Origin of the sequence: Lysobacter sp. ESA13C (assembly GCF_019970005.1) — a bacterium.
Taxonomy (GTDB): domain Bacteria; phylum Pseudomonadota; class Gammaproteobacteria; order Xanthomonadales; family Xanthomonadaceae; genus Lysobacter; species Lysobacter antibioticus_B.
This window is the reverse complement of sequence record NZ_JAHXYK010000003.1, coordinates 469,477-485,374: the sequence shown is the minus strand read 5'-3', so window position 1 is coordinate 485,374 and position 15,898 is coordinate 469,477. Positions and strand designations below refer to the sequence as shown.

Here is a 15,898-nt window from a genome sequence, read left to right as displayed (position 1 = left end):
GCGACCGCGTCCCCCCTCGCCGCGACGCAACTCTCCGCAGCCCTGCTCTTACCCCCGGCATCCGCTCGGTTGCCTCCCGTAGCAACGGCGGCGAGCCGCGATCCAGGCCCGCCGCCACGCAAACCGTCGTAGCCCCGCGGTCGCGGCTCGCGCCGCTCCTGCCCCGAGAGCCCCACCCTCGGCGATCCGGCCATCGTCGACGCCCTGCCCGGCTCCGGCGCGCCGCCCGGGTATACTTCCGCCCTTCCTCTTGCCTCCCGACGCGCCCCGGGCGCGCCGTTCCCATGTCCGAAGTCTCCCAAGAAGCCCTCCGCCGCCGCACGTTCGCGATCATTTCGCACCCCGACGCCGGCAAGACCACGTTGACCGAAAAGCTGTTGCTGTTCGGCGGCGCCATCCAGATGGCCGGCTCGGTCAAGGGCCGCAAGGCCGCGCGCCATGCCACCTCGGACTGGATGGCCCTGGAAAAGGAGCGCGGCATCTCGGTCACGTCCTCGGTGATGCAGTTCCCCTACGAGGGCCGCATCGTCAACCTGCTCGACACCCCCGGCCACGCCGACTTCGGCGAGGACACCTACCGCGTGCTGACCGCGGTCGACTCGGCGCTGATGGTCATCGACGTCGCCAAGGGCGTCGAGGAACGCACGATCAAGCTCATGGAAGTCTGCCGCCTGCGCGACACGCCGATCATGAGCTTCATCAACAAGCTCGACCGCGAAGGCAAGAACCCCATCGATCTGCTCGACGAGGTCGAATCGGTGCTCGGCATCCAGTGCGCGCCGATCACCTGGCCGATCGGCATGGGCCAGCGCCTCAAGGGCGTGGTCCACCTGATCAGCGGCGAAGTGCATCTGTACGAGCAGGGCCGCAACTTCACCCGCCAGGACTCGACCATCTACGCCTCCATCGACGATCCGGCGTTCGAAGCGCGCATCGGCGCGGCGATGCTGGCCGAGCTGCGCGAGGAACTGGAACTGGTCGAAGGCGCCTCGCATCCGTTCGACAAGGCCAAGTACCTGGCCGGCGAACAGACCCCGGTGTTCTTCGGCTCGGCGGTCAACAACTTCGGCGTGCAGCTGCTGCTGGATTTCTTCATCGAGCACGCCCCGTCGCCGAAGCCGCGCGAGACCACTACCCGCGAAGTGCAGCCCGCCGAAAACAAGCTCAGCGGCTTCGTGTTCAAGATCCAGGCCAACATGGACCCGCAGCACCGCGACCGGGTCGCCTTCATGCGCATCTGCTCGGGCAAGTTCAGCGCCGGCATGAAGGCCTTCCATGCCCGTACCGGCAAGGAAGTGAAGCTCGCCAACGCCCTGACCTTCATGGCCAGCGACCGCGAGATCGCTGAAAGCGCGTTCCCGGGCGACGTGATCGGCATCCACAACCACGGCACCATCTCGATCGGCGACAGCTTCAGCGAAGGCGAGGCGCTCGCCTTCACCGGCATCCCGAACTTCGCCCCGGAACTGTTCCGTCGCGCGCGCCTGCGCGACCCGCTCAAGCTCAAGCAGTTGCAGAAGGGCCTGGCGCAGTTGTCGGAAGAAGGCGCGACCCAGTTCTTCCGGCCGCTGATGAGCAACGACCTGATCCTCGGCGCGGTCGGCGTGCTGCAGTTCGACGTCGTCGCCTACCGCCTCAAGGACGAGTACGGCGTGGATGCGAGCTTCGAGCAGGTCGGCGTGGCGACCGCGCGCTGGATCCGCTGCAACGACGCCAAGAAGCTCGAGGAATTCCGCGACAAGAACGCGCTCAACCTGTCGCTCGACGCGGCCGGGCAACTGGTCTATCTGGCGCCGACCCGGGTCAATCTGCAACTGGCCCAGGAGCGCGCACCGGGCGTGGAATTCCTCGCCACGCGCGAACACGCGCACGCGGTGGCGCTGGACTGATGTCGGCGCTGCGGCGATGGTGGCTGTACTTGTTGGGCAAGCGCAGCGAAGTCGCCGCGCTCGACTATAAAGACGCCTACATGGCCAAGGTGGTGATGGACATCCACCGCTTGCGCAGCGGCAAGGCCCAGGCGATGGTGCCGTTGCGCGCCCTGCAGCCGATCCACCGCATCGACCGCGAATCGGCGCTGCAAGCCACCCATGCGCGGGCGCAGGCTTTGCGAGCGCGGCGCGAGGAACTGCTTGCACGCGGGCAGCTCGACCTGGCGACCTTGAACGAAATCATCCCTTCGGTCTCGCAAATCAAGGTCGTGCGCGACGGCGAGCGCTGGCTCGCCTTCGAAGGCAACGGCCGCCTCTATGCGATGCGCGAGGCGCTCGGCGAAGACGGCGGGCTGACGGTCGAAGTCGAGGAATACCGCTTCGACCGGCCGCACAAGATTCTGCGACGACTGCGCCGGGTCCGCCGTTTGAACACGCTCGATTGATCGAACCCGAACGATCCGTCGCCACGGCCCGACAGTCCCGACGCTCCAGTCCGCGCGCCATGGCACTGCGAAAGCGGCCGTCGCTCGGGCGCTGCGACCTTCCCGGGCGCTCCCTGCGCACTCGAAATTCGCTAGCATGGCCGCGCCGGCAGGACGCCGGTCACAAGGAGAGTTCGACATGATGTTGGCGCTTCTGATTCTCAGCCTGGCCCTGCTCGCGATCGGCGGTCTATGGCTGTTGGTGTTGGCCTTCCAGGAAAACATCTGGTGGGGACTGGGTTCGTTGTTGGTTTCGCCCGTCCTGCTCGTCTTCGGCATCCTCCATTGGCATAAGAGCAAGACCCCGCTGCTGCTGTACGCCGCCGGGTCCGTGCTTTTTGCGATCAACATCGCGCAGATGTACTTGTCCGACAACGTGGTCTACGCCCCCTGATACGGCGTGTCGCCGCCGCCCGCCACACTCTGCGGTCCGGTGTCCCCCGCGTGTTTGCGACGAGGCCGCGCGTTTCGCCGATGCTGCGCGGCAGCATCGACTAGCATCGGCCCGTCGGGCAGTCGAGCCGGCATCCAACCTGGAGGGGGACGTATGTATTACTTGGGTATCGTGTTGTGCCTGATCGGCGGTCTGTGGATCGTCGTCAACGCGTTTCGCAAGAACATCTGGTGGGGACTGGGTTCGCTGCTGATTCCGTTCGTGGCCGTGGTATTCGCGATCATGAACTTCGCCCAGAACAAGATTCCGCTGATCATCTACATCGTCGGCATCGTCCTGTTGATCGTCGGTATGCCGTCGATGAGCCACATGGCCGCGGTCCCGGCCGCCTGACCTGCGTCTCCGGTCCGATCCGGCCCGGGGCTCGCCGCTCCGGGCCGGATCGACCCGCCACGTCCTCTGCGCGAGGGCCGTGCTTCCGGCAGGCCAGACGCTCCGGCCTGCCTGCGCCCGTGATCCGGGTCGCGAAACCGGACCGCGGGCACCTTACCGTCCCTGTCCTTTCATCCTGACTGCGAGCATTGGCCCCAGACCGCGCTAGGATGCTGGGACCATGCCTATCGCCCATGCCCCCGCTCACGGCGACCACTCGATCCGCGAAGAGATCGCCAACGCACTGACCCACGGTCTCGGCGCCACCGCCGCATTGGCCGGCGGCGCGGTCATGATCACCCTGACCGCGATCTACGGCGACGCCTGGCAACTCGGCAGCGCGATCGTGTTCGGGATCAGCCTGTTGCTGCTGTATCTGGCCTCGACCCTGTACCACGCGATCCAGCATCCCGTGCTCAAGGGGCGGCTCAAGGTCTTCGACCATTGCGCGATCTATCTGCTGATCGCCGGCACCTACACGCCGTTCACCCTGATCGGCCTACGCGGCCCCTGGGGCTGGGGCCTGTTCGCGGCGATCTGGGGCCTGGCCTTCGCCGGCATCGTGTTCAAGCTGTTCTATACCGGCCGCTTCAAGCTGCTGTCGACGATGATCTACATCGCGATGGGCTGGCTGGTGCTGGTCGCGATCAAGCCCCTGCTCAACGCGCTCGACGTCTGGACCCTGAGCTGGCTGCTGGCCGGCGGCCTTTGCTACACGCTCGGCACGGTGTTCTATCACCGTCCCTCGCTGCGCTATTCACATGCGATCTGGCATTTGTTCGTGGTCGCCGGCAGCGTCTGCCATTACATCTCGGTGTTCGCCCAGGTCGTCCCCTCGCCGGCCTGAACACCGCACGTCGCGTCCACGGCGTATTCACCTTCGCTTTACCGCCCTGCCGCAATGGTGAGGCCATCGTAGCGACCAGGTCCCGCCGCGCGGGCCGATGGCGTAGGTATCGCCGGCACGATCGGCCCAAGCGCTTCATGCCATGAGCGACTCTCCGCCTCCCCCGTCTGCGCCCGCGCCTGCCGAGCAGTCGTGGCAGACCCGTCTGCGCCGCCATCCCTGGCGCGCGCTGCTCGGCGTGCTCGCGCTCGCCATCGTTGTGCTGCTCCTGCTGTGGGACTGGAACTGGTTCAAGGGCACGATCGAACGCCAGGTCGAAGTGCGCACCGGCCGACGTTTCGAGATCGCCGGCAATCTCGATGTCGATCTAGGACGCGTGCCGGTCATCCGCGCCGACGGCCTGAGCTTCGCCAATGCCGAGTGGGCCAAGCAGCCGCTGATGGCTTCGGCGCAGCGTCTGGAAATCGCGGTGGAATTCTGGCCCTTGCTCAAGGGCGACATCCGCATCCCCGACATCCGCCTGATCCGGCCGCGAGTGAATCTGCAGACCGATCCCAAGCACGGCGGCAACTGGGTGTTCGATCGCGCCGGCAACGGCGAATTGCCGGTGTTCCGACGCGTCTGGATCGACGACGGGCGTCTGCAATTCCTCGACGCCGCCGGCAAGACCGACATCGACCTGGCCGTCGCCAGCCGTGCGGCCCAGCGCGAGGATGCCGCGCCGCCAGTCGAGGTCGAAGGCAGCGGACGCTGGAAGAACAACCGCTTCACCCTCGAAGGCCGCGCCGAATCGCCGCTGGCGCTGCGCGATACGCAGCGCCCGTATCGACTGAACCTGCGCGCCGCCGCCGGCGCCACCCGTGCGCATGCGCGCGGCGAACTGGTCGACCCCTTCCATCTGCGCGACTTCGATCTGCAACTCGCCCTTGCCGGCAAGAACCTCGCCGATCTGTATCCTCTGATCGGCATCGCGATTCCGCCGACGCCGCCTTATGCGCTCGACGGCCGCCTGAGCCGCGATGGCGTGCGCTGGAATTACGACCGCTTCACCGGCAAGGTCGGCGACAGCGATCTGGCCGGTAGCGCCAGTGTCGATACCGGCGGCCCGCGCCCCTATCTGCGCGCCGACCTGGTATCCAAGCGCCTGGATCTCGACGATCTCGCCGGCTTCGTCGGAGCGCCCCCGCAGACCGGGCGCGGCGAAAGCACCAACCCCGAACTCGCCGCCGAACATGCGCGCCTGGACGCGAGCCCGAAGCTGTTGCCCTCTACGCCGTATCGGCTCGACAAGTTGCGGGCGATGGATGCGGACGTAAAGCTCAAGGCCGCGCGCATCGAGGCGCCGGGTTGGCCGCTCGACGACATGCAGGCGCATCTGCTGCTCGAGAACGGCCTGCTCAAACTCGACCCGCTGAACTTCGGCGTCGCCGACGGCGACATCCGCTCGATCATCACGATGGACGCGCGCCGCACCCCGATCCGCACCCGCGCCGACATCACCGCGCGCAAGCTGACCCTTGCCAAGCTGCTGCCCAAGGTCAAACTCGCCGAAGACGCCGTCGGCAAGGTCGGCGGGCGCATCGCCCTGGCCGGCAACGGCAATTCGATCGCGACGATGCTCGCCAGCAGCGACGGCAACGTCGCCGTCGGCATGGGCCAAGGCCAGATCAGCAACCTGCTGATGGAATTCGCCGGGCTCGACCTGGCCGAGATCCTCAAGTTCAAGCTGACCCAGGACCGCAAGATCCCGATCCGCTGCGCCTTCGGCGATTTCACCGTCGCCGACGGCGTCATGACCGCGCGCGCGCTGGCCTTCGACACCAGCGACACCATCCTGGTCGGCAGCGGCACGATCGACCTGGGCGAGGAAAAACTCGACCTGCTGATCCGTCCGCGCCCGAAAGACCGCAGCCTGTTCGCATTGCGCACGCCGCTGACCGTCACCGGCAGCTTCAAGCACCCCAACGCCCGTCCGGATTTCAAACGCCTTGGCCTGCGCGGCGCCGTCGCAGTGGCGCTGGGCAGCATCGCGCCGCCGGCGGCATTGCTGGCCACGATCGAACTCGGCCCGGGCAAGGATGCGGGCTGTGCGGGGCATGTGGTGAATTGAGCGGTCGCTGTTTGATGCTTAAACCATGACGCAAACATCCGGTACCGCGTGGCTTTGGTTTTAGCTGTGGTTTTAGCTGTGGTTTTAGCTGTGGTTTTAGCCGTTGCCGTTGCCGTTGCCGTTGCCGTTGCCGTGATTTTGATTTGCCTTGCCGTTTTGCCGGTCAAATGGAGACCCGGAGGGCGCCGCACAGGACGTGCGGCGTTTTCCGATAAGACAGGGACGTCTTATCGGAAAATCCCGGCGCGAGCATCGCACTCGTGGCCTGTGCCCTTGCAAGGAGAGCCCTTTTCTTTGGTTAGCTTTCTTTTGGGCTTAGCAAAAGAAAGTAACCCGGCCGCGTCAGCGGACGGAAGCTCTGCTCTTTCTTGTGGCTTCTCGATCAGCAAGATCAAGATCAAACGCCAAGAGCTTCCGCCACTAAAGCGGCGGGTTACTTTCTTTTGTCATAAGCAACAAAAGAAAGGTAACCAAAGAAAAATGCTTTTCTTTGAGTCAAGGGCCCGCACGAGCGGTGCATCCGCAGGGATTTTTCATACGGGACATCCTTGTCCCGATGAAAAACGGCCCGCATCCATGCGGGCCGCCCTCCGGGTCTTCCATTACCTTCGCCAGTGCGAATCGGCGCACAGCAACAGCCAAGGCCAAGACAACGGCAACGGCAACGGCGACACGACAGCGACAGCATCGAAAGGACCACGGCGATTCGGAGCCCCGCGGTCGCGACTCACGTCGCTCCTACACAGGACGGATCCGCAACATCGGGATGAATCTCGCTGGGCGCCTACATCGTCACGCCGGCGCCCGGATGGGCGAGGTCGTACTTCAGGTACACGTCCCAGGTATCGCCGGCGGGATAGGTATGCTTGAGGTCGTATTCGACGCGCCCGTCGGGAAAGCGGCGTTCGGCGACCGGGCGGATCCGCTTCAGGCAGGACTGGTAGTCCTGCGAGCCGGTGATCATGTTGTCGTTACCGTCGAAGGAGATCTCCCGCAGTACGATCTCGCGCCCGTCGCGGCAACGCCCACCCTCGGCCTTCGGATCGCTCGGCCCTTCGATGCGCAACAACAGGTCGAACCGCTCGCCGCGATCTTCCTGCCCCAGGATAGCGACCCGATCGATCCGCAGCACTCGGCCGTCGAACACATCGGCCGCCTCGATCGGGAAATCGAGCACCGCGCTCGCCACGTCGATGCGCTTGCCGTCGTCGGCGACGCTCGCCTGCGCCGGGCGCTGCGGCGGGCTCGCCGGCTTCGCAGCGGCCGCCTTGTCGGGCGTCTTGGCAGATGCTTTGTCCGCCTCGACAGGCGGGTTGGACGACGCGGTGCATCCGGCCATAGCCGCGACGATCAGGGCCACGACAAAGGGGACGACGACGGGCAGGCGCATGGCGGCGAAACGGTATCGACTCATGGTGATCCTTCACAGGAATGACGCGGGACGGACATCATCCCATCGCGCGCAGGTTTCCTGCGAATGGATCGTCGCCGCCGCGGCCGTGCGTGCGCCGGCGGGCGCCGACAGCGAATCGCGGCGCGGCGGCATCGCCTGCCGCCCCCTCAGCTGGCGCCGCTCTTGACTGGCGCGGTTCTTAACTCGCGATGTAACGCTGCAGCTGATCCAGCTCGACCTGCTGGTCCTCGATCACCGCCTTGACCAGGTCGCCGATCGATACCACGCCGACGACACGGCCGCCGTCGACCACCGGCAGGTGGCGGATGCGCTGGTCGGTCACCAGTTGCATGCAATGGTCGGCGCTGTCGCCCAGCCCGACCACCACGACCTCGGCGGTCATGATCGCGCGCACCGGCGTATCGGCCGAGGACCGGCCCTGCAATACGATCTTGCGGGCGTAGTCGCGCTCGGACAGGATCCCGGCCAATCGCGCGCCGTCCATCACCAGCACCGCGCCGATGCGTTTTTCGGCCATCAGCCGGATCGCGTCGATGACCGGCGCGTCGGGGCCGATCGCATGAATCTCAGGCGCTTTCGCCTCCAACAACTGTCTTACGGTGCGCATGACTGTCTCCTTCCGCGAACTGGGGAAACCGTGTCTGGTCCGAGGATACTCCTGGCGCGGGCTGCCAGGTGTCGATGAGGTAAAGCGGCCGCTGTTTCGATTCTTCGTACAGCCGGCCCAGGTATTCGCCGATCAGGCCCAGCGCGATCAGCTGCACGCCGCCCAGGAACAGGATCACCGCCATCATCGTCGGCCAGCCCTGGACCTGGTCGCCGAACAGCAGCGCCTTCAACACCACCTTGGCGCCGAACGCGAAGGCCACCAGCGCGGTCGCCAGGCCCAGGTAGGTCGCCAGGCGCAGCGGCGCGGTCGAGAAACTGGTGATGCCTTCCAGCGCCAGGTTCCATAGCCGCCACAGGTTGAACTTGCTGGCCCCGGCCACGCGCGCTTCGCGGTGATACGGCAAGGCGATGCGGTTGTAGCCGACCCAGCCGAACAGGCCCTTCATGAAGCGGTGGCGCTCGCGCAGTTGCCGCAGCGCGTCGAGCGCGCGCGGCGACAGCAGGCGGAAGTCGCCGGTGTCGGCGGGGATCGGCGTGCGCGAGAGCCGCCCGATCACGCGATAGAAGGCATGCGCGGTGGCGCGCTTGAACCAACCCTCGCCCTCGCGCTCCAGGCGCGTGCCGTAGACGTCGTCGTAACCTTCGCGCCACTTGGCGACGAACTGCGGGATCAGTTCCGGCGGGTCCTGGCCGTCGGCATCGAGGATCAGGGCGGCGCCCTGCTCGACCCGGTCCAGGCCCGCGGTCAAGGCCGCTTCCTTGCCGAAATTGCGCGACAACCGCAGCAGCGCGACCCGCGGATCGGCCGCGGCGATGCCCTGCAGGATCTCCCAGGTGCGGTCGCGGCTGCCGTCGTCGATATACAGCACCCGCCCGTCGACGCCCTGCGCGGCCAGCGCATCCAGGGCCGCGGCGATGCGTGGCTGCAGCAACGGCAGGCTGGGCGCCTCGTCGAAGGCGGCCAGGACGACGGTGACTAGATCGCGATTCATGCCCGACATAGTAGCGGCGACGCCGGCCGCGCCGATGTGATCGCCGATCGGCGGCGGCGCAGACGCCGCGACCTCGGGCCGATCCGCCGGGCGGCGGCCGGCTCGACCCTGCTCATTCAATCCGCACGCATTCGATCCGGACTCACTCGATTTGCTTCAGATAGCCGTTGCCGCCGATCGAACGCATCTGCCGCTGGATCGCGCCGGCGCGGCGCTGCACGTAGGGGCCGGGCCGGGAAATGCTGTAGCGCTTCGGGTTCGGCAGCACCGCGGCCATGCGCGCGGCTTCGGCCGCGCCGAGCTGGCGCGCGTCCTTGCGGTAATAGGTGCGCGCCGCCGCTTGGGCGCCGTATACGCCGTCGCCGAACTCGGCGAAGTTGGCGTACATCTCGATGATCCGGTGCTTGGACCACATCGACTCGATCAGCAAGGTGTACCAGGCCTCCACGCCCTTGCGGATCCAGCTGCGGCCGCTCCACAGGAACAGGTTCTTCGCGGTCTGCTGGCTGATAGTGCTGCCGCCGCGGACCTTGCGGCCGCGCGCATTGTTCTTGCGCGCCTTCTCGATCGCCTTGAGGTCGAAGCCGAAATGCTCGGCGAAATTCTGGTCTTCCGACGCCACCAGCGCGACCGGCACGTTCGAGGACATCTCCTCGAGGTCGCGCCAATCGTGGGCGAGACGAAACCCGAAATCGCCCGAGCCCCAGGCTTCGAGCTGGCGGATCATCATGAAGGCCGAGAACGGCGGATCGACGAAGCGCAGGGTCGCGACCTGCAGCACCGAGGCCAGCACGAACAGGAACGGCAACGCGACCAGCCAGCGCAGCCAACGCCGCAGACGCCGCGGGCGCGGCGCCGACACGGCCGGCTCGCCTCCGGGAGGTGCGGACATACGCTCGGTCAAGCCTTGCACCGCATCGCCTCCGTCCCCACTCTTGCCCGGTGGCCGCGCGAGCGCCCATATGCCAGCACGGCTGAAATTCGCTCCGAACGCATCGGCATGCTTTACCTCCCCCCTTCACAGGAACCCGCGCATTATCCGCGATGCCGCGTCCCGCATTCGCATAACCGCACGATCCGCGCGACCGAGAGTACGACGATGACCGAAGCCCGCCCCGCCGCCCACACCGACGACCGCGACCGCCTGACCCGCTTTCTGATCGAAGGCGCCGGCGTCCGCGGCGTGCGCGTCCACCTGCACGATACCTGGCAGCAGATCCGCGAACGCTCGGATTACCCGGCCGCCGCGGCCGAGTTGCTCGGCGAGGCGGCCGCAGCGGCGGCATTGTTCACCGGCCATGCCAAGGTCGACGGCCGGCTTTCGGTGCAGTTGCGCGGCAACGGCGCGCTGCGCACCCTGTTCGCCGAATGCACGGCCGCAGGCACCCTGCGCGGCATCGCCCAGCTCGACGAGGACGCCGGCACGGTATCGCGCGACCTGCGCGGCATGGGGCCGGACGCGATGCTCGCCATCACCATCGAGAACCCGGGCCTGCACGGCCGCGAACCGGTCCGTTACCAAGGCCTGGTCGGGCTCGAATCCGACTCGCTCGCCGGCGCTTTCGAGGGCTATTTCCGCCAGTCCGAGCAGTTGCCGACCCGTTTGCTGCTGGCCGCCGACGAACGGCAGGCCGCCGGCCTGATGCTGCAGAAGCTGCCCGGCGACGAGGGCGACGACGACGGCTGGGTCCGGGTCGGCGCCCTGTTCGACACCCTGAGCGCCGGGGAATTGCTCGAGCTGCCGACCGACACCCTGCTGACCCGGCTGTTCCACGAGGACGGCATCCAGTTGCTCGGCGGCAAGCCGCTGGGCTTCGCCTGCTCGTGCTCGCGCGAGCGGGTCGAGGCCATGCTGGTCTCGCTCGGCCAGGAGGAAGCCGAGGCCGCCGCGGCCGACGGCGAGGCCGAGATCCGCTGCGAGTTCTGCGGCCAGCGCTATGGTTTCGACCGCAACCAAATTGCCGGCCTGTTTGCCGCCGCAGCCCATGAAATAGAGGCTCCGGACCGGCTACAGTGAGGGCGAATCGGTCGGATTTGAGACATCGTCCCGATTGTTAAATAAACATAAACCGGCTATAGTCGGCCGGCAAGAAATGGGGAACTTGGCCGGCTTCACCCGGTCATAACGACGGTCCGCACTCCTAAAGAATCCATGCTCAAGCACCTGCGCCAATTGCCGCTTGTCCTGTCGCTCGCCTTCGGCGTGGCTGCGGGCGCGCATGCGCAGGCACTGCCGGGCAAGCGTGCGGACACCACCTATCTGCCGGTCTGGAACCAGAACAACGGCAAGCTCGAATACCTGTTGCAGTTGGAGCCCGCCAGCAACCAGGCGGCCGGCATACGCTGGAAATCCGGCAACAACACCTTCGATGCGGCGCTCGGCCTCGATGGCGGCGACGGCCTCGGCCTGGTCTGCGATCGCAAGACCGGCCTGGCCGGCGTGGTCGGCAACCTCGCCAATCACTGCCTGCTCGCCTCCCTCGACGAGGACGACGCTCGCAACGACAGCCGTCAGGTCTCCGCCGGCGCCAGCATCAGCCGCCCCGGCGGCCGCGTCGGCGTCGCCGTCGGTACCGGCCGCGACACCATGCCGGCCTGGTTGAGCCCGAACAGCCGCACGAGCCGCGTCGACCAGAACACCCTCACCGTCTACGGCCAGAAGAACGTCGGTAGCGGCGACGCCCTGGTCTCGATCGGCGGCACCTGGGCGCGTGCGCGCCTGATCCCGGCCGGCGAGATGCCCGGCCTGGCCGATCGCTGGAGCAGCAAGAGCCTCACCCTCGGTGCCGGCATCGGCAATTTCGGCGCCAATATCATCGGCCGCGTCGTCGACACCCCCGGCCCCGGCCAGTGGGAAGGTCTCGGCGTCGGCCTGACCTGGCGCACCCCGTGGAGCGGCCAGCTCACCGTCGGCGCTGAAAACGTCGTCACGCGCGGCAAGAACCCGTTCGCCCCGGGCAACGGCGAGAAGGACGAAGGCACCGTGCCCTACGTCCGCTACGAGCAGGATCTCTGATCGGGTCCCGACCCGACCGGTTCTGTCGATCCGAGGCGGCACGCCTCCTTCAAAACATCTCCTGAGCGACCTCGGCCATGACGGCCGCGGCGGCGAAGAAATGCGCATCGGCCTGGCGTCGCCAGCCGTTCTGCCTGCTCGCGGCGGCGAAGTGATCGTCCAGGGACGAGTTTTCGACGACGAGCGTACTTCGCTCCACCCACGGCGCAGCGGATATCTCCTCGCGCCTGCCGCCTAGCCATGCCCGCTTCACTCGACCCCGTCAGCTAGCTGAATAGGCACATTAGCCGAACGTGATGGTCGCTCCCAGAAAATGTACGCGAAAGTACGGTGGAGACTGGCTCACAGCCCCCACGCCGCATACGTCACAAATAGACGCTTAACGACACTTTAATTTTTCCGAAGGCGCGGTTAGGATCGGCGAACCTTGCCGGCCTTGGCGTCTGATTTGACTCCTCCGGCGGGATACACGGGTACACCAGACCGATTCGGAGAGAGAGAATGACTTTTAAAACCACCAAGCTCCGCGACGCGATTACCTTCGCGCTCGCAGTGGGTTCGACGGCCCTCGCAGGTGCCGCCGGCGCGCAGGAAGCGAGCGCCCCCGCCCAGAAGGAAGCGACCACCCTCGACCGCATCGAGGTCACCGGTTCGCGCATCCGTCAGGTCGATCTCGAAACCGCACAGCCGGTTCTGTCGATCACCCGCGCGGATATCGAAAAGCAAGGCTTCCAGTCGGTCGCCGAAATCCTGCAGAACATCTCTGCAGTCGGCGCACCGGCGATCAGCCGCGCTATGCCGCTGTCGGCCGGCGAAAACGTCGGCGGCCAGTTCATCAGCATGCGTAACCTCGGTGCCACCCGCACCCTGATCCTCGTCAACGGCAAGCGCCTGGGCATCAGCACCAGCGGTCTCCAGGACGTCTCGCTGATCCCGACCGCCGCGGTCGAACGTATCGAAGTGCTGAAGGACGGCGCCTCGTCGATCTACGGCTCCGACGCCATCGCCGGCGTGGTCAACATCATCACCCGCACCAACTTCGAAGGCGCCACCGCCAACGCCTACTACGGCCAGTACAGCCAGGGCGACGGCGCAACCACGCGCGCCGATTTCGTCCTCGGTTTCACCGGTGACCGCGGTTCGCTGACCGCCGCCGTCGAATACCGCAAGGAAGAAGCCGTGTTCTCGGGCGACCGCGAATTCTCGGCTTATCCGCAGGGCGGCATGCACCCGACCCGTGGCTGGACCACGGTCAGCCAGTGGGGCGTGATCAACCTGCCGACCGCGCTCGGCGGCAACCGCGTGCTGAACGCCGGCGCCGATTACCGCAACATCGCCAACTACCACGCCCAGAACTCGAACACCGGCGGCACCGCTGCCGATCCGAACGGTTCGCCGATCGACAAGAGCAACACCAACCTGCAGACGCACCTGCGTACGCCGTTGGAAAGCCGCTCGCTGTTCGTCAACGGCGTGTTCGACATCAACGACAAGCTGCGCTTCCGCAGCGACATCCTGTACTCGTCGCGCGATGCAGAGCGTCAGGTCGCCGGCTATCCGTTCCAGAGCGCTTCGGCCGGTCCGATCCCGGGCGGCTTCCGCATGTCGCGCGACAGCTACTACAACCCGGTCGGCACCAAGCACGGCTTCGCCACTCCGCAGGACGTCAACTTCTGGCGCCGTACCTGGGAAATCCCGCGTACCGACAAGCCCACCTCGACCACCTGGCGCTTCGCCGCCGGCCTCGAAGGCAACTTCGATATCGGCGAGCGCACCTTCGATTGGGACGTGGGCTACCTGTACAACAACAACAAGGTCACCCAGGAAAACTACGGTAACCTGAACATCGAGCGCACCAAGCAAGCGGTGGGCCCGTCGTTCCTCAATGCCAACGGCGTCGTCCAGTGCGGCTCGGCCGCCAGCCCGATCCCGCTGACCCAGTGCGTACCGTGGAATCCGTTCATCCCGTTCGGCCGTACCGGCGACGGCGGCCTCACCGGCAACCAGGCACTGCAGGACTTCCTGTTCCAGCGCTTGAACTCGAGCGGCGAGACCGAAACCAGCGTGTACAGCGCCAACCTCGCCGGCTCGTTGTTCGCCCTGCCGGGCGGCGACCTGGGCTTCGCGGTCGGCTATGAACACCGCAAGGAACAGGGTCGCTTCATCCCCGACGCGCAGGCCGTGACCGGCAACTCGACCACCCTCGCCGGCGGTCCGACCCAAGGTTCGTACAAGGTCGATGAGTTCTTCGTCGAACTCGCCATCCCGCTGCTCGCCGATCTGCCGGGCGCCAAGGAGCTGAGCTTCAGCGTCGCCAGCCGTTATTCGGACTACGACACCTTCGGCGACACGGTCAACAACAAGTTCGGTTTCAAGTGGAAGCCGATCGACTCGTTGCTGGTCCGCGGCACCTGGGCTGAAGGCTTCCGCGCTCCGACCATCAACGATCTGTACGGTGGCGGTTCGCAGACCTTCTCGTTCTTCACCGATCCCTGCGACACGACCTTCGGCGCCGCTCGCGGCAACGCACGTTGCTCGGCCGATATCGTCAACGCAGCGACCTTCCGTCAGCTGCAGCAGGGCTTCGTCCCGGCGACCGGCACCAACGCGCAGACGCCGGTGGCGTTCTTCTCCGGTGCGAACCCGAACCTGATTCCGGAAACCTCGGAATCGAAGACGCTGGGTCTGGTCTGGAGCCCGGGCTTCGTCGAAGGCCTGAACGTCAGCCTCGACTGGTGGACGATCAAGATCGAAGACACCATCGTCGCCGACACGCCGACGCAGATGCTCAACGACTGCTACCTGCAGGGCGACGCCTCGCGTTGCGCCGGCTTCACCCGCGATCCGGTCCTGGGCTATGTCAACAGCCTGAACTTCACCAGCATCAATGCCGGCTATCGCGAGACCGAAGGCTACGACTTCGAGTTGAACTACCGCCTGCCCACGCAGTACGGCAACTTCAACCTGAACTGGCAGACGACCTACACCACTCAGGACGAGATCAAGACCGACACCAACCCGACGACCCTGCCGCAGCAGCTGGTCGGCTACGCAACGTCGCCGGGCTTCGTCGGAACGTTCCGTGTCCGCTCCAACGCCAGCCTGAGCTGGGAGAAGGGCCCGGTCAGCGCGACCTGGGGTGCGCGTTACTACTCGTCGATGAAGGAAACCTGCTTGTCGGCCACGCTCTTCCCGAGCGAGTGCGACAACCCGACCTTCCGCGCCGCCAATCCGGCTCAGACCCGTCCGACCAACAAGCTCGGTTCCAACACCTTCCACGACCTCGAAGTCCGCTTCGCGACCCCGTGGAATGCGACTGTCGCGCTCGGCGCCAACAACGTGTTCGATCACGTCGGCCCGACCGTGTACAGCCAGCCGAGCGCGAACGTGTCCTACCAGGGCCAGTTCGACATCGGTCGCTTCGTGTACATGAAGTACCAGCAGCGCTTCTAAGCACCACGCGTTGCCGCAACACGAGAACGGCCTCCTTCGGGAGGCCGTTTTCTTTTGCGCCCCCGAAAACCGGGTCGCAGGGGCTTTTGCGACAAAAAAGCACTTAACAACACTTTAATTACTCGGCCAAGGCGTCTACTATCGGGCCGGCTTTGCCAATTTAGGCCTTTACGTATGCGCCGTTTGGCTAGCCCCTTTGCTTGGGACCCGTTCGT

Annotated in this window: 14 protein-coding genes; 9 read left to right on the top strand and 5 right to left on the bottom strand. The window is 66.1% G+C overall.

Annotated features, from left to right (window positions below):
• The first annotated feature begins 284 nt into the window (after positions 1 to 284).
• The 6 genes from LC490_RS08235 to LC490_RS08210 all read left to right on the top strand — a co-directional run bounded on the left by LC490_RS08235 (position 285) and on the right by LC490_RS08210 (position 6,199).
• Complete coding sequence (locus LC490_RS08235; protein WP_031373992.1) at positions 285 to 1,889, top strand: peptide chain release factor 3; 1,605 nt, start codon at positions 285 to 287, stop codon at positions 1,887 to 1,889.
• Positions 1,889 to 2,377 (top strand): hypothetical protein, encoded by a 489-nt coding sequence (locus tag LC490_RS08230; RefSeq protein ID WP_031373991.1) that lies wholly within the window; start codon positions 1,889 to 1,891, stop codon positions 2,375 to 2,377. Before LC490_RS08235 ends, LC490_RS08230 begins: the two co-directional genes overlap by 1 nt.
• A 178-nt stretch (positions 2,378 to 2,555) precedes the next feature.
• Positions 2,556 to 2,810 (top strand): hypothetical protein, encoded by a 255-nt coding sequence (locus LC490_RS08225; protein ID WP_036149748.1) that lies wholly within the window; start codon positions 2,556 to 2,558, stop codon positions 2,808 to 2,810.
• A 153-nt stretch (positions 2,811 to 2,963) separates the two neighbouring features.
• Positions 2,964 to 3,203, top strand: a complete 240-nt coding sequence (locus LC490_RS08220; protein WP_223619856.1) for a hypothetical protein — start codon at positions 2,964 to 2,966, stop codon at positions 3,201 to 3,203.
• Positions 3,204 to 3,423: 220 nt separating this feature from the next.
• On the top strand, positions 3,424 to 4,089 hold the full coding sequence (locus LC490_RS08215; protein WP_051885392.1) for a hemolysin III family protein: 666 nt from the start codon (positions 3,424 to 3,426) through the stop codon (positions 4,087 to 4,089).
• Positions 4,090 to 4,231: 142 nt separating this feature from the next.
• A complete protein-coding gene (locus LC490_RS08210; protein ID WP_223619855.1) occupies positions 4,232 to 6,199 on the top strand; it encodes an AsmA family protein in 1,968 nt (655 codons plus the stop codon).
• A 784-nt stretch (positions 6,200 to 6,983) separates the two neighbouring features.
• Here LC490_RS08210 and LC490_RS08205 read toward each other — a convergent pair.
• From LC490_RS08205 to mtgA, 4 genes are all read right to left on the bottom strand, one after another.
• On the bottom strand, positions 6,984 to 7,589 hold the full coding sequence (locus LC490_RS08205) for a hypothetical protein (protein ID WP_223619854.1): 606 nt from the start codon (positions 7,587 to 7,589) through the stop codon (positions 6,984 to 6,986).
• A gap of 202 nt (positions 7,590 to 7,791) precedes the next feature.
• Positions 7,792 to 8,220, bottom strand: a complete 429-nt coding sequence (locus tag LC490_RS08200; RefSeq protein ID WP_031373999.1) for a CBS domain-containing protein — start codon at positions 8,218 to 8,220, stop codon at positions 7,792 to 7,794.
• A complete protein-coding gene (locus LC490_RS08195; RefSeq protein WP_031374000.1) occupies positions 8,180 to 9,214 on the bottom strand; it encodes a glycosyltransferase family 2 protein in 1,035 nt (344 codons plus the stop codon). The genes LC490_RS08200 and LC490_RS08195 overlap by 41 nt, the downstream gene beginning before the upstream one ends.
• A gap of 142 nt (positions 9,215 to 9,356) precedes the next feature.
• Complete coding sequence (gene mtgA, locus LC490_RS08190) at positions 9,357 to 10,106, bottom strand: monofunctional biosynthetic peptidoglycan transglycosylase (RefSeq protein WP_223619853.1); 750 nt, start codon at positions 10,104 to 10,106, stop codon at positions 9,357 to 9,359.
• A gap of 207 nt (positions 10,107 to 10,313) precedes the next feature.
• Here mtgA and LC490_RS08185 point away from each other — a divergent pair, with 207 nt between their 5' ends.
• Together LC490_RS08185 and LC490_RS08180 are read left to right on the top strand one after the other, a co-directional pair.
• Positions 10,314 to 11,231 (top strand): Hsp33 family molecular chaperone HslO, encoded by a 918-nt coding sequence (locus LC490_RS08185; protein WP_223619852.1) that lies wholly within the window; start codon positions 10,314 to 10,316, stop codon positions 11,229 to 11,231.
• Between the two features lie 135 nt (positions 11,232 to 11,366).
• Positions 11,367 to 12,230, top strand: a complete 864-nt coding sequence (locus LC490_RS08180) for a hypothetical protein (protein WP_223619851.1) — start codon at positions 11,367 to 11,369, stop codon at positions 12,228 to 12,230.
• A 49-nt stretch (positions 12,231 to 12,279) separates the two neighbouring features.
• On the opposite strand, the gene LC490_RS08175 is transcribed toward LC490_RS08180, so the two are convergent.
• Entirely contained in the window at positions 12,280 to 12,483 is a 204-nt protein-coding gene (locus LC490_RS08175) for a hypothetical protein (protein ID WP_031374004.1), read from the bottom strand.
• Between the two features lie 248 nt (positions 12,484 to 12,731).
• Here LC490_RS08175 and LC490_RS08170 point away from each other — a divergent pair, with 248 nt between their 5' ends.
• Positions 12,732 to 15,683, top strand: a complete 2,952-nt coding sequence (locus LC490_RS08170; RefSeq protein ID WP_031374005.1) for a TonB-dependent receptor — start codon at positions 12,732 to 12,734, stop codon at positions 15,681 to 15,683.
• The last annotated feature ends 215 nt before the right edge of the window (positions 15,684 to 15,898 follow it).

Excerpts from the sequence above, each read along its gene's own strand:
- LC490_RS08235 (WP_031373992.1), top strand. The coding sequence starts at position 285 with ATGTCCGAAGTCTCCCAAGAAGCCCTCCGCCGCCGCACGTTCGCGATC.
- LC490_RS08205 (WP_223619854.1), bottom strand. The coding sequence starts at position 7,589 with ATGCGCCTGCCCGTCGTCGTCCCCTTTGTCGTGGCCCTGATCGTCGCG.
- LC490_RS08210 (WP_223619855.1), top strand. The coding sequence starts at position 4,232 with ATGAGCGACTCTCCGCCTCCCCCGTCTGCGCCCGCGCCTGCCGAGCAG.
- LC490_RS08185 (WP_223619852.1), top strand. The coding sequence starts at position 10,314 with ATGACCGAAGCCCGCCCCGCCGCCCACACCGACGACCGCGACCGCCTG.
- LC490_RS08200 (WP_031373999.1), bottom strand. The coding sequence starts at position 8,220 with ATGCGCACCGTAAGACAGTTGTTGGAGGCGAAAGCGCCTGAGATTCAT.
- LC490_RS08215 (WP_051885392.1), top strand. The coding sequence starts at position 3,424 with ATGCCTATCGCCCATGCCCCCGCTCACGGCGACCACTCGATCCGCGAA.
- LC490_RS08170 (WP_031374005.1), top strand. The coding sequence starts at position 12,732 with ATGACTTTTAAAACCACCAAGCTCCGCGACGCGATTACCTTCGCGCTC.
- mtgA (WP_223619853.1), bottom strand. The coding sequence starts at position 10,106 with ATGTCCGCACCTCCCGGAGGCGAGCCGGCCGTGTCGGCGCCGCGCCCG.
- LC490_RS08230 (WP_031373991.1), top strand. The coding sequence starts at position 1,889 with ATGTCGGCGCTGCGGCGATGGTGGCTGTACTTGTTGGGCAAGCGCAGC.
- LC490_RS08195 (WP_031374000.1), bottom strand. The coding sequence starts at position 9,214 with ATGAATCGCGATCTAGTCACCGTCGTCCTGGCCGCCTTCGACGAGGCG.
- LC490_RS08225 (WP_036149748.1), top strand. The coding sequence starts at position 2,556 with ATGATGTTGGCGCTTCTGATTCTCAGCCTGGCCCTGCTCGCGATCGGC.
- LC490_RS08220 (WP_223619856.1), top strand. The coding sequence starts at position 2,964 with ATGTATTACTTGGGTATCGTGTTGTGCCTGATCGGCGGTCTGTGGATC.
- LC490_RS08180 (WP_223619851.1), top strand. The coding sequence starts at position 11,367 with ATGCTCAAGCACCTGCGCCAATTGCCGCTTGTCCTGTCGCTCGCCTTC.